This is a genomic window from Micromonospora sp. CNZ322 (assembly GCF_007827755.1).
In genome coordinates, this window is record NZ_VITD01000004.1 from 521,875 (window position 1) to 535,384 (window position 13,510).

The 13,510-nt window shown below is 72.4% G+C and carries 9 protein-coding genes; 4 read left to right on the forward strand and 5 right to left on the reverse strand.

Features of this window, described 5'->3' with window-relative positions:
* The first annotated feature begins 409 nt into the window (after nt 1-409).
* The 4 genes from FB453_RS13845 to FB453_RS13860 all read left to right on the forward strand — a co-directional run bounded on the left by FB453_RS13845 (nt 410) and on the right by FB453_RS13860 (nt 5,007).
* The gene (locus FB453_RS13845) at nt 410-3,544 is read left to right on the forward strand and encodes a sensor histidine kinase (protein ID WP_145790337.1); all 3,135 of its coding nucleotides are present in this window, start codon (nt 410-412) and stop codon (nt 3,542-3,544) included.
* Entirely contained in the window at nt 3,541-3,948 is a 408-nt protein-coding gene (locus FB453_RS13850; RefSeq protein WP_007465177.1) for a roadblock/LC7 domain-containing protein, read from the forward strand. The genes FB453_RS13845 and FB453_RS13850 overlap by 4 nt, the downstream gene beginning before the upstream one ends.
* 89 nt (nt 3,949-4,037) lie before the next feature.
* A complete protein-coding gene (locus FB453_RS13855; protein ID WP_007465174.1) occupies nt 4,038-4,403 on the forward strand; it encodes a DUF742 domain-containing protein in 366 nt (121 codons plus the stop codon).
* Nucleotides 4,384-5,007 (forward strand): GTP-binding protein, encoded by a 624-nt coding sequence (locus FB453_RS13860; protein ID WP_030329978.1) that lies wholly within the window; start codon nt 4,384-4,386, stop codon nt 5,005-5,007. Before FB453_RS13855 ends, FB453_RS13860 begins: the two co-directional genes overlap by 20 nt.
* Nucleotides 5,008-5,051: 44 nt before the next feature.
* Here the strand turns inward: FB453_RS13860 and FB453_RS13865 are convergent, their stop codons facing one another.
* From FB453_RS13865 to FB453_RS13885, 5 genes are read right to left on the reverse strand one after another with little or no spacing between them, the layout of a single operon-like run.
* A complete protein-coding gene (locus FB453_RS13865) occupies nt 5,052-6,140 on the reverse strand; it encodes a uroporphyrinogen-III synthase (protein ID WP_145790339.1) in 1,089 nt (362 codons plus the stop codon).
* A complete protein-coding gene (gene nirD / locus FB453_RS13870) occupies nt 6,140-6,487 on the reverse strand; it encodes a nitrite reductase small subunit NirD (protein WP_145790341.1) in 348 nt (115 codons plus the stop codon). Before nirD ends, FB453_RS13865 begins: the two co-directional genes overlap by 1 nt.
* A complete protein-coding gene (nirB, locus tag FB453_RS13875) occupies nt 6,484-9,021 on the reverse strand; it encodes a nitrite reductase large subunit NirB (RefSeq protein WP_145790343.1) in 2,538 nt (845 codons plus the stop codon). The genes nirD and nirB overlap by 4 nt, the downstream gene beginning before the upstream one ends.
* A complete protein-coding gene (locus FB453_RS13880) occupies nt 9,018-10,457 on the reverse strand; it encodes an FAD-dependent oxidoreductase (RefSeq protein ID WP_145790345.1) in 1,440 nt (479 codons plus the stop codon). Before FB453_RS13880 ends, nirB begins: the two co-directional genes overlap by 4 nt.
* On the reverse strand, nt 10,454-12,628 hold the full coding sequence (locus tag FB453_RS13885) for a molybdopterin oxidoreductase family protein (RefSeq protein WP_145790348.1): 2,175 nt from the start codon (nt 12,626-12,628) through the stop codon (nt 10,454-10,456). The genes FB453_RS13880 and FB453_RS13885 overlap by 4 nt, the downstream gene beginning before the upstream one ends.
* Nucleotides 12,629-13,510: the final 882 nt, after the last annotated feature.

Below are 13,510 nucleotides of genomic sequence, written 5' to 3' on the forward strand. Positions count from 1 at the left end.
GTCACCGCCGCTAATCCGTCCTCAGTGGAGGACGGGATCTCCTCTGCCGTACGGTGTGCGCGAAGCCTGCAAAACCTTGCCAATGGCCGGCGCTGTGGTCAAGCGCGGACCCCGGCCGCATTTTCGGGACGGCCATCCCACATGCTGGGGTAACGCAATGTTTGCAAAAGCTCACTTTGCATACACGCGTGACCACTCTGGAGTTACATGCCCTGTTCAGGGGCTTGCGGAAATGAAGGTATCAGTTGCCCGGATCACGGGATGCGCTCCGTCCGACCGTTTCCTACCTCACTGCGGCTTCCCAAACACGATCATCTCTGATGAAATCGCGGCCGTGCCGCGCGTGGTCCCCTCCGCTTACGGCATGGCTCGGCGGCTCAGGCGGGGAAGAAACGACGGAGGCGATGTCGTGAGCACCGGACCGACGACTCTGCCCGCGCTCGGCGACAGCGGTCGGCCTGCGCGCCGACGGATGCCGAGACTGCGTGACGCCCGGATCCGGTCCAAGTTGGCGTTGATTCTGGTCGTCCCGGTGGCGGCGGTGATCGCGCTGGCCACGGTCCGCCTGATCTCCGTCGGCGAAGGCGCGTTCGACGCCACGCGGGCCCGGTCACTGACGGCCCTCTCCGTCGACGTCAGCGCCCTCACCCAGGACCTCCAGGCCGAACGGATGGCCGCGGCCGCATACCTCGCCGCTCCGCAGCAGCCGGCCGACGCGTACAACCTGCGGGTCCGCCAGACGCAGCAGCGGGTGGACGAGTACCGCGCCGAGCGGGGCCGGATCGGCGACGTGCCGACCGCCCTGCGGGACCGGCTGGCCGCCATCGACGACCACCTGGCCACCCTGGACGGCACCCGTCAGGAGGTGCTGGACCGCCGGCAGATGGCGGTCGCCGAGGCGGTGCTCCGCTACGGAGTCATCCTCACCGACCTGGTCTCGTACGGTGACGGCCTGGCCCAGTTGCCCGGCGACGAGAGCCTGGCGGACAGCCGCCGCGCGGTCGCCGCCTTCGCCCGCGCCAAGGCTTCCGTCGCGGAGGAAGGGGCCGTCGCCTTCACCGCGCTGACGGCCGGCCAGCTCGACTCGGAGCAGTTCTCCTCCTTCGTGGCAACGTTGACCGGTCAGCAGGAGGCCCTGGTCGCCTTCTCGCTGGCCGCCGACCCGGTGCAGCGCGCCCTGGTCGACAGCACCGTTTCCGGCGACGCGGTCGGCCTTGCCGACCGGGTGGCCACCGACATCACCCGCTCGGTCGGGCAGCGCCCGCTGGTCACCGCACAGGACGCCACCGCGGCGATCGGCGCCGTGAACGACCTGATGCGCTGGGCCGAGATCCAACTGCAAGACCGACTGTTTCAGCAGGCCGACCAGGCCCGCTCGGACGTCATCCGGCAGGCAGTGGTCGAGTCGATCCTGGTGCTGCTGACCCTGATCATCGCCGTGTCGCTGGCCGTGGTGCTCGCCCGCTCGCTCAACCACTCGCTGCGCCGACTGCGCGAGGGCGCCCTCTCCGTGGCCAACCACGACCTGCCCGACGCCGTGCAGCGGCTGCAGAACATGGGCAGCGTTGGTGACGGCGGGGTGGACGAGATCGTCCGCCAGGTCCGGGACCCCATCCAGCTCAACACCCGCGACGAGGTCGGTCAGGTGGCGCTGGCCTTCAACGTCGTACACCGGGAGGCGGTGCGGGTCGCCGCCGAGCAGGCGGCACTGCGTACGAGCGTCTCGGCCATGTTCCTCAACCTGGCGCGCCGTAGTCAGACCCTGGTCGACCGGATGATCGGCGAGCTGGACGCGATCGAGCGCGGCGAGGAGGACCCGAAGCGGCTCGCGCAGCTCTTCGAACTGGACCACCTGGCCACCCGAATGCGCCGCAACGACGAGAACCTGCTCGTCCTGGCCGGCGCCGACTCCGCCGCACCGCGTCACGACAACGCGCTGGTGGTGGACGTGCTGCGCGCCGCCCAGTCCGAGGTGGAGCTCTACAACCGCATCGAGTTCGGCACGGTCGACACCGACATCTCGGTGGCCGCGCACGCTGTCAACGACGTGGTACGTCTCGTCGCCGAGCTGCTCGACAACGCCACCCGATTCTCGCCGCCGAACACCACTGTGGTCGCCGACGGTCGCCGGATCCGCGATTACGTGCTGATCCAGATCGAGGACCGCGGGCTCGGCCTCACCGACGACCAGCTCGACTCGCTCAACCGGCGTCTGGCCGCCCCGCCGAGTGTGGACGTCGCCGCGTTCCGACTGATGGGTCTGGCCGTGGTGAGCCGGCTCGCCTCCCGCTACGGCATCCGGGTGGAGTTGCGCCGCAACGTCGAGGGCGGCACCGTCGCCCAGGTGACGTTGCCCGCCGCCACCGTGGTGCTGCCCAACAACCGGGGCCGCGAGCAGGTGCTCACCCGGCCGCGTCAGCCGATGGCAGTGGAGCAGGCGCCGCTCACCCCGGCCGGCCACGCCGAGCAGTTCGCCGGTGCCGCGACGACGGCGGCAACGTTGCCTGACCAGTGGCGGACCAGCCCGCCGGCACCCGCCCAGTGGCAGTCGCCGCTGGACTCGCGGGACACCACCCCGGCCGTACAGGCGGGTGGCTACACCGGTCCGCGCTCGGCCATGCCACCGGCACCCGCCGCCCCCGCGCCCGCCGCCCCGCTCCCGCCGGCCCGGCCGGCCTACAGCAACGGCGCGGGCGCTTCGCTGGGCAGCCCGACAGTGGCCTACCCGACCGTCGACCCGCTGCCTCGGCGTGGCTCCACCCCGGACGCCCCGGACACCGCGGATGGGCGTGCAGCCCAGGGCCTCCCGGTCGGGCCGGTCGCCGGGCCGGGCGCAGTAGCACCGCCGGCCGCTCCGTCGGTGCCCGCTGCACCTGTCAGCACCCGGCCCGACTTCCCGGCCGAGGCTCCGATCTTCAGGGAGATGGAGGCGGTCTGGTTCCGGTCGCACGGCGACGACGCCACCGCGATCTTCACCCGGCCCAACTTCGACGAGCCGCCCGCGCCCGCCACGACCGCTGCGGCCGACACCGGCCTGCGCACCGGCAACGGCGGCCAGCCGAGCACCGGGTCGGCGCCGGCCGCGTCGCCGGCCCGCCCGAAACTGCCGACCCGTACCCCGGGCAGCTCCGGCACCGACGGGACGGCCACCCCGGGCGCCGACGGCCTCGGCGCCACCATGGACGGGTTCGGGGCACGGCCGTCGGCGCCGCCGACGTACGCCCCGCCTCCGGCCGCCCGGCCGGCTCCGGCCGCACCCGCCCCCGACCCGGGGGCCTGGCGTACGGCGGCGGACGAGGGCTGGTCCCGGGCCAGCCGGGCTGCCGAGCCGGCTCCCGCCGGGACCACCCGCTCCGGGTTGCCCAAGCGGGTGCCGCAGCAACAGCTCGTGCCGGGTGGCATCGAACCGAAGAGCGGCCGGGACCGCAGCCGGCGGACACCGGATGAAGTACGTGGTCTGCTGTCGGCCTACCACCGCGGTGTGCAGCGCGGTCGGACGGCCGGAACGGACCTGAACAGCACCTCGACCAAGGAGAGCCGATGAACAGGCCAGCTGCCATGCAGGACATGGGTTGGCTGCTCACCAACTTCGCCGACAGCGTGGCGGGCATCGCCCACGTGGTGGCGGTGTCCGCTGACGGGCTGCTGCTCGCGTCCTCCCGGGATCTGCCGGGGGACCGGGCGGATCAGCTCGCCGCGATCACCTCCGGAGTGGTGAGCCTGACCGAGGGCGCGGCCCGCATGTTCAGCGCGGGCGGGGTGTTGCAGACAGTCATCGAGATGGACAGCGGGTATCTCTTCCTGATGTCGATCAGCGACGGCTCCTCGATGGCCGTGCTGGCCGCGCGCAGCTGCGACGTGGGCCAGGTGGGCTACGAGATGGCACTGCTGGTCGAGCGGGTGGGCGCCGCGCTGGTGCCGCTGCCGCGCGACGCGGTGCGTTCTTAGCACCGGAAGGCGGCGCTCATTCCGAGCGCCGGACCAGGGACGAGAGACGGCACAGTCCGGCTCCGCAGGGGACGAGGAGGTGATCGGGAATGGACCAACGACGCGCTGACCCGCGTGGCGCGCTGGTGCGTCCGTACGCGGTCACCCGTGGTCGTACCGAGCCCCGGCAGGACATCGCCCTCGAGGCAGTCCTCACCGCCTCTCCCACCCAGGTCGCCGAGTCCCGGTTCGCCGGACACGACAAGCACCGCATCGCCACGGTCTGTGAGGGCCGAGCACAGTCGCTGGCGGAGATCGCCGCGTATACCCGGATGCCGCTGGGCGTCGCCCGGGTGTTGGTCGCCGACATGGTGGCCGAGAGCCTGCTGACGTTACACACTGCTGCTCCCGCCGAGGGGTTCGAGGAGCGGATGGAACTGCTTGGAAGGGTGCTAAGTGGACTTCGCAGGCTATGACCCCGCAGGGGGGCGGCCGGGCCGGGGAATCGTATCCGCGAAGATCGTCGTCGCGGGCGGCTTCGGCGTCGGTAAGACGACACTGGTCGGGGCGATCTCCGAGATCACGCCGCTGACCACAGAGGCGTTGATGACCGCGGCGGGTGTCGGCATCGACGATCCCTCCAAGGTGCCGGGCAAGGAGACCACCACGGTCGCCATGGACTTCGGCCGGATCACCATGGCCCAGGACCTGATCCTGTACCTCTTCGGTACACCGGGTCAGACCCGGTTCTGGTTCATGTGGGACGAGATCATCCGGGGGGCGGTGGGTGCCGCCGTGCTGGTGGACACCCGCCGGATCACCGACGCCTTCGCCCCACTGGACTACTTCGAGAACCGCAACCTGCCGTACGTGGTGGCGCTGAACAAGTTCGACGGCGCACCGCAGTACGAGGCCGAGGAGGTCCGCGAGGCGCTGGCCATCTCGCCGCAGGTGCCGCTGGTGATGACCGACGCCCGGCAGCGGGACTCGGTCAAGCAGGTGCTGGTGACTGTGGTCGAGCACGCCATGCTCCGGCTCCAGTCCGAGCACGGGCGGGGCTTCCCGACGCCGGTCGGCTGAAACGCCGCGTCACGGCCGGCTCGCGACGGCCGGCCGTGACGCGTTCAGTCGACCCGGAGCCGGTAGCCGCGCTTCACCACTGTCTGCACCACGCGGGGCGCGCGCAAGCCGGCCCGTAGCCGGGCGACGGCCATCTCCACGGCGTGCTCGTCCGCGCCCCGGGGCAGCGTCCGCAGCAACGCCGTGCGGGACAACACCCGACCCGGGGACTGGGCCAGCGCCCGCAGCACCGCCATCGGCGCGGGCGCGAGTGGCCGTAGCTCGCCGTCGATCACTGCGGCGTGCCCGCGCAACGTGAGCAGATGCCCGCCGGCCTTGAACGTCACGGTCCGGCGGGGCAGCTCGTCGACGATGGTCCGCACCAGCGCGCCCAACCGGGCCCGACCGGGCGCGCTCACCGGCACCCCGCGCCGCAGCAGCGGCTCGGCGGTCACCGCCCCGACGCAGCTGGCCAGCACTTCGCTGCGCAACGCGGACAGCACCGCGTCGGTGCGGTCACCGGCGGCCCGCAGCAACGCTTCGACCGCCGGCGCCGAGGTGAACGTCACCGCGTCCACCAGCCGACCGGCGATCAGGTCGATCAGCCGGTGCAGCGGCGCCGGATCGGTCGGCGGTGCCCAGCGGTAGACCGGCACCTCGATGACAGTGGCGCCCGCCGCCTCCAGCGCGAGCGTGCACTCCGGCTGCCGCTCGCCGTGCAGCTGCATGGCGATGACCTGCCCGGCCACGCCGCGCCGGCGCAGGTGGTCGACCACCTCGTCGCAGCTTTCCGAGGCGGGCGACCACTGGTCGTGCAGCCCGGCAGCCCGGATCGCGCCGCGTGCCTTCGGGCCGCGCGCCACCACGTACGAGCTGGCCAGCACGGAGCGCAGCGGCTCGGCCAGCCCCCAGCCCTCGGCCGCCTCCAACCAGCCGCGCATGCCGATGCCGGTGTTGGCCATCAGGATGTCCGGCGGCTGGTCGAGGCAGGCGCGGGTCGCCTCGCGCAGCTCGGTGTCGTCGGACAGCGGCACGATCCGCAGCGCCGGAGCGAGCACCACCCGGGCGCCCCGTCGTTCGAGCAGCGCGGCCAACTCGTCGCGCCGCCGGTCGGCGGTCACCCCGATGGTGAAGCCCGCCAGTTCTTCCCGCATCAACCCTCCTGTCGCAGCCGCACCTCGACCAGCCCGTTGCGGCAACGTGCGTCGTGTCGGGCCACGGCCACCCCGGGCAAGTCGAGACAGTGCCCGCTGCGCAGGTCGTACACCTGCTTGTGCAGCGGTGAGGCGACCGTCGGCACTCCGCCACGGCTGCCGACGATGCCCCGGGACAGCACGTACGCCCCGGAGACCGGATCGCGGTTGTCGATCGCGAACAGCTCGTCGGCGGTCCGGAAGAGGGCGATCTGCACCCCGTCGACCAGGGCGGCGACGCCCCGGTCCGGTTCCAACCGGTCGAGCAGGCAGATGGTGGTCCAGGTCAGCGTGAGGGTCTGGGTCATCGCCGTACCTCCGGTAGGCCGAGGGTGACCGGTTGCCGACGTTGACCGTTGGTCGGCTCGGATCCGGTCGGGGACTGGTCGCGTACGGGCACCGGCTGGCCGCGTTCCCGGGTGAAGGTGATCGACGGGTCCGGTACGTCGGGGGCGTTGACGAAGGAGGTGTAGCGGCGCAGCCGATCCGGGTCGTCCAGGACGTCGCGCCACTCGTCGGAGTACGACGACACGTGCCGGGCCATCGCCGCGTCGAGGTCCTCGCAGAGCCCGAGCGAGTCGTCCACGATCACCGAGCGCAGGTGGTCCAGGCCGCCGTCCATCGCCTCGATCCAGCCGGCGGTGCGTTGCAGCCGGTCGGCGGTGCGGATGTAATAGATTAGAAACCTATCGATTAGTCGAATCAGTGCTTCTGTCGACAAATCAGTGGCGAAAAGGTCGGCGTGCCGGGGCCGGAAACCACCGTTGCCGCCGACATAGAGATTCCAGCCGGTCTCGGTGGCGATGATGCCGAAGTCCTTGCTGCGTGCCTCCGCGCACTCCCGGGCGCAACCGGAGACCGCCGACTTCAGCTTGTGCGGAGCACGCAGCCCGCGATAGCGCAGCTCCAGCGCGACGGCCAGCCCCACCGAGTCCTGCACCCCGTACCGGCACCAGGTCTCGCCCACGCACGACTTCACGGTGCGCAGCGCCTTGCCGTACGCGTGCCCGGACTCGAAGCCGGCGTCGACCAGCCGCCGCCAGATCTGCGGCAGCTGCTCCACCCGCGCCCCGAACAGGTCGATCCGCTGCCCACCGGTGATCTTCGTGTAGAGCTGGAAGTCCCGGGCGACCTCGCCGATCACGATCAGCTTCTCCGGGGTGATCTCGCCGCCCGGGATCCGGGGCACCACCGAGTAGCTGCCGTCGCGTTGCAGGTTGGCCAGGAAGTGGTCGTTGGTGTCCTGCAACGACGCCTGCTCGCCGTCGAGCACGTGCCCGCCGCCCAGCGAGGCGAGGATGGACGCCACCACCGGCTTGCAGATGTCGCAGCCGCGGCCCCGACCGTGCTCGGCGACCAGCCGGGAGAAGGTGCGGATGCCGCGGACGCGAACGATCTCGAACAGCTCCCGCCGGCTGACGTCGAAGTGCTCGCAGAGCGCGCTGGACTGTGCCACCCCGGCCGCGTCCAGGAGCTGCTTCAGCATCGGCACGCAGGAGCCGCAGCTGGTGCCGGCCCGGGTGCACGCCTTCAACGCCGGCACGTCCGCGCAACCGTCGGCGATGGCGGCGTCCACGTCGCCCCGGGTCACCGCGTTGCAGGAGCAGACCTGCGCGGCGGCGGGCAGCGCCCCGGCGTCCGCGCCGCCGCCGTCCGGGGCGAGCAGCGCCAGCGGCGCGGCCGGCAGCGGGCCGCCCACACTGGCCCGCAGCGTCGGGTACGCGCTGGCGTCACCGACCAGCACCCCGCCGAGCAGGGTGTGCGCGTCGTCGGAGAGGACCAGCTTCGCGTAGACCCGGGTGGCCGGGTCGGTGAACGTGACATCCAGGCAGCCCTCGGTCGTGCCGTGGGCGTCGCCGAACGACGCCACGTCGACGCCGAGCAGCTTGAGTTTGGTGGCGGTGTCCGCGCCCGGGAAGGTCGCCGCCCCGCCGACCAGTCGATCGGCCACAACTTCGGCCGTCGCGTACCCCGGCGCGACCAGCCCGTGGCAGGTGCCGTCGACCGCCGCGCACTCTCCGACAGCCCAGATCCGCTCGTCGGCCGTACGACAGGTCGCGTCGACAAGCACCCCGCCGCGCGGGCCCAGCGGCAGACCGGCGTCCCGGGCCAACTGGTCCCGGGGCCGGATGCCGGCGGCCACCACGACCAGCTCGGCGTCGAGGGCGGTGCCGTCGGACAGTTCCAGGGCCGCGACGCCGCCGTCCGGGCCCTGAAGGATCGCGGTGGTCGCCACCCCCAGATGGGTCCGTACGCCCAACTCGTCGACGTAGCGGCGGAGCATCGCGCCGCCGGCCTGGTCCACCTGCACCGGCATCAGCCGGGGCGCGAACTCCACCACGTCGGTGCTCAGGCCGAGCAGTCGTAGGGCGTTGGCGGCCTCAAGCCCGAGCAGCCCGCCACCGATCACCGCGCCGACCCGCCGGCCTCGCGCGTACGCCCGGATCGCCGCCAGGTCGTCCAGGGTCCGGTAGACGAAGACCCCGGGCAGCTCCGTGCCGGCCACCGGCGGCACGAACGCGTACGACCCGGTGGCCAGCACCAGCGCGTCGTAGCGGTACTCGCCGACTGCGGTGGTCACCACCTGTCGGTCCCGGTCGACGGCGGTTGCCGGCTCGCCGAGTCGCAGCCGCACGCCGTCGAGCGGGGTGTGCAGGTTGAGTTCGCTCTCACTGACCCCGTCGAAGTACGCCGAGAGTCGCACCCGGTCGTACGCCGGGCGCCCCTCCTCGGCCAGCACTGTCACCCGCCAGGTGCCCTCTGGGTCACGGGCGTGCAGCGCGTCCACGAAACGCTGCCCGACCATGCCGTTGCCGATGACGACCAGTTCGCCGCCGCTCATCGCGTCACCTCCACCGATTCCGCCTGGCTCAGCCAGTCGACGATGCCGCTCACCGCGTCCCGGCATCCGCCGCATCCGGTACCGGCCCGGGTCGCGGCCACCACCGCATCGACCGTCCGGGCGCCGGAGCGCCAGCTTCTGACCAGTGCGCCCTTGCTCACCGTGTTGCACTGACAGACCGTGGCCGCGTCCGGCATCAGCGCCGGTGAGGCGGCCGGGGTCGCGCCGATCGCACCGAGTGCCCGGCCGAGCAGCAGCGCCCGTCGGTCACTCGGCACCGGCTGACCACGGTCGAAGAGTTGGATCACAGTGCCGACCGCCGGGTTGTCGCCGAGCAGGATCGCGCCGATCAGCCGCTCGTCGCGGATCCGCAAACGGGCGTAGGTGCCCCGGGTCGGGTCGGCGAAGGTCAACTCCTCGTCCGGCCCGCCACTGGACGCGTCACCCATCGACGCAAGGTCGATCCCGGCGGCCTTCAGCCGGGTCACCACCGGCCGGGGCCGGTAACGGGCCAGCGGGTCCGTCCCGGTCAGCACGTCCGCGAGCACCTGGGCCTGGGCCCAGGCGGGCGCGACCAGCCCGGTGAGCACGCCGTCGTGCTCGGCGCAGTCGCCGATCGCCGAGATGGACCGGTCGCTGGTGCGCAGCCGGTCGTCCACCACCACGCCGCGCCGTACGGTCAGGCCGGCGGCCTGCGCGAGGGCGGTGTCCGGGCGTACGCCACAGGAGAGCACCAGCAGGTCGGCGTGGAGCGATCGGCCGTCGGCCAGGTCGAGGCGGACACCGCTGGCGTCCGCGGCCACGCCGGTCGCCGACACCCCCAGTTGGACGCTGACGCCGAAACCGGCGAGCGTGCCCGCGAGCACCGCGCCGGCCGTCGGGTCCAGCTGCCGTTCCATCAGGTGCTCTCGCGGGTGCACCACTGTGGTGGCCAGCCCCCGGGCGGCCAGCCCTCGGGCGGCCTCCAGACCGAGCAGCCCGCCGCCGAGCACCAGAGCGCTGCGGGCGCCGTCCGCGGCGGCGAGGATGCGCCGGCAGTCGTCCAGGGTTCGGAAGGGGACCACCCGCTCCGGCATGTTCGCCGGGTCGAGGCCGGGCAGCGTCGGCACTACCGCCCGGGCGCCGGTGGCGAGCACCAGGTGGTCGTATCCGATTCGTTCGCCGTCGTCGGTGCGGACCTCCCGGGCGGACCGGTCGACGGCGGTCACCGGTACGCCGCTGCGCAGGTCGACGCCGTGCCCGGCGGCTTCGGTCAGCTCCACGTCCGGCTCGTCGATCCGGCCGGCCAGCAGGGTGGAGAGCAAAATCCGGTTGTACGCGCGGTGCGGCTCGGCCCCGAGCACTGTGACCTTCCGGTCTCCCTCCCGGGCGTGCAGCTCACCGGCGAGGCGCGCGCCAGCCATCCCGTTGCCGACGATGACCACCCGGGCGGTCATGCCTTCTCCACCCGGACCGCGCAGATCTTGAACTCGGGCATCCCGGAGATCGGGTCCACCGCGTCGTTGGTCACCGAGTTGGCGCGTCCCGCCCCCGCGTAGTGGAACGGGGCGAAGACGGTGTCGGGTCGGATCCCGGCGCTGAGCCGGGCCGGCGCGCGGAACTCACCTCGGCGGGAGGTGACCCGCACCGGGTCGCCGTCGTCGATGCCCAGCCGGGTGGCCAGGTCGGGGTGCAGTTCGACGAACGCCTCCGGGGCGGCGCGGCGTAGCGCGGCCACCCGTCGGGTCTGGGTGCCCGACTGGTACTGCGCCAGCACCCGACCGGTGGTGAAGTGCAGCGGGTACGTGGCGCAGACCTCCTCGGCGGCGGGCCGATGGTCGACGGGGTGGAAGCGGGCCCGGCCGTCCGGGGTGGCGAACCGGTCGGCGAAGAGTCGGGGCGTGTCCGGCCCGTCCTCGGTCGGGCAGGGCCAGTAGACCCCGTCGTCGGCGTCGATCCGGTCCCAGCTGATGCCGGCGTAGTCGGCGGCCCCACCGGCGGAGGCGCGGCGCAGCTCGGCGAAGACGGCGGCCGGGTCGGCCGGGAACCGAGCCGCCGCGACGGCGGCCGGTCGCGCGCTGGTCGGATTGGCGTCGGCTGGTTCGACGTCGGTCGATTCGGCGTCGGCCAGCCGCGCCGCCAGGTCGGAGATGATGGCGAGGTCGGTCCGGACGCCCGGCGGGGGCGGCCGTAGCGCGCGCCGACGCAGCACCCGACCTTCCAGGTTGGTCATGGTGCCGTCCTCCTCGGCCCACTGCGCGGTGGGCAGCACCACGTCCGCCAGCGCGGCCGTCTCGGAGAGCAGGAGATCCGCGACGACCAGCAGGTCGAGATCGCGCAGCCGGCCCTCGATCCGGGCCGCCCGGGGCGCCGAGACCACCGGGTTCGACCCGAACACCAGCAACGCGCGCGGGCCACCCGGGGTGCCGAGCGAGTCGAGCAGTTGGTAGGCGGGCACTCCCGGGCCGGGCAGCTCGTCGGCCGGCACGCCCCAGACCCCGGCCACGTGCTCCCGGGCCGCCGGGTCGTCGATCCGCCGGTAGCCGGGCAGCTGGTCGGCCTTCTGCCCGTGCTCCCGCCCGCCCTGGCCGTTGCCCTGGCCGGTGAGGCAGCCGTACCCGGAACCGTCGCGGCCGGGCAGACCGAGGGCGAGGGCGAGATTGACGTACGCGGTGACGGTGTCCACCCCCTTGGCGTGCTGCTCGGCGCCGCGCGCGGTCAGGATGATCACGCGACCGCCGGTGCCCAGCGCTTGGGCGGTCGCCTCCAGGTCGGCCACCGGCACCCCGGAGAGCTGTTCCGCGCGGGCCGGCCACCAGGCGGCGACGCCTCGGCGGACCGCGTCGAATCCGGTGGTGCGGTCGGCCACGTAGGCCCGGTCGACCCAACCCTCGGTGAGGGCGATGTGCAGCAGCGCGTTGGCCACCGCGAGGTCGGTGCCGGGCAGCGGTTGCAGGTGCAGGTCGGCCTGGCGGGCGGTGGCGGTGACCCGGGGGTCGATGACGATCAGTTTTCCGCCGTTGCGGCGCTGCTCGGTAAGCCAGCGCACCAGCGGCGGCATGGTCTCCGCCGGGTTCGCTCCGACCAGCAGCAGGGTGTCGGCCCGGCCCAGGTCGGCGAGGGGGAACGGCAGCCCGCGGTCGATGCCGAAGGCGCGCATCCCAGCGGCCGCCGCCGAGGACATACAGAACCGTCCGTTGTAGTCGATGTGCCGGGTGCGCAGCCCGATCCGGGCGAACTTTCCCAACGCGTACGCCTTCTCGTTGGTCAGGCCACCGCCGCCGAAGACGGCGACCGCGTCCCGGCCGGCGTCGTCCTGGACGGCGCGGATGCCGGCGACCACGCGGTCGAGCGCGACGTCCCAGCTAGCAGGGCGCAGTTCGCCGGTGGCCGTGTCGCGCACCAGCGGAGTGGTCAGCCGGTCCGGGTGGTCGAGCAGTTCGGCGGCGGTCCACCCCTTCTGGCAGAGCCCGCCCCGGTTGGTGGGGAACTGGCGTGGGTGGACCGTCACACCGGCGTCGTCCGCGCGCAGCGTCATCCCGCACTGCAGTGCGCAGTAGGGGCAGTGCGTCGCCACTTCCCGGGGCGTCAGCCCCGGCGGAGTCGCCGACCGTGCACCGTCTGTCATGTCGGGAAAGCGTGCCGCCGGGCGGTTTCCGGTCCGGGTCCCTTCTGTTTCGGTCCTGTCAAGTGGGGCTCACACCGCACCGGGGCAGCGAGCGTGTTGGAGGGTGCGAGTCAGAGCCTGTGGAGCTGAATCGCTGACGACATCGGCGGTTGATTCGTTTGTGACATCAGCTCCGAAGCGGCAGCGCACTTCACCTCGCCGAGGCGGTCAGCGCAGGTCGGCGCGGTGTGGTCGGCGGGTGAGGGACAACCAGCCCAGGAACCGGGCGTGGAGTGCCCGCGGGTCAGGGCGAACGCCCAGGGCGTACAGGTCGTCAACGGCATCTTGCATGTTCGCCGCCAGATAGAAGGCCAGAGCGATCGAATGACCGTAGAACTCGGTCGCGAGGTGAAGCTGAGCCGGCGCACACGGCCAGGGAGCAGCGCAGTTACGGCAGAGCCACGCCGGGCGCATCGGAAGGTGCGGGCGAGGGCGGCGGGTCATCCGACCCTCACCGAACCTCGCTTGACAGGCGTGCGGGTGGTTGGGCGACGACCACCCGTCGTACGTCGGCCAGTCGAGAACGCGAATCACGCGGACGAAGATCGGACACAGGAACTGCACACTCGCGGCGCGGGTCAGGTGCAGGACGTCACCCGTGTGCGGCGTCCGCGGTTTGGCCCTCGGCGTGGGTCTCCGATCGGGCGGCTCGTTTGGCACGGTGCTCTCCCCTTGTCGTCACTGTGGGAAGGGGCCGCCCCGTGCGTGCTCGCCCGTGCAGATCTTGGACAGTTTCCGTTAGCAGCTAACTGTGCTGTCCCGAGACATGTGTCAAGGGGAAGTCCCGATAGATGTGTCAGGTGTTGTTGATCAGGCTGCTCGGGTGAGGCTGATGTAGGTCCG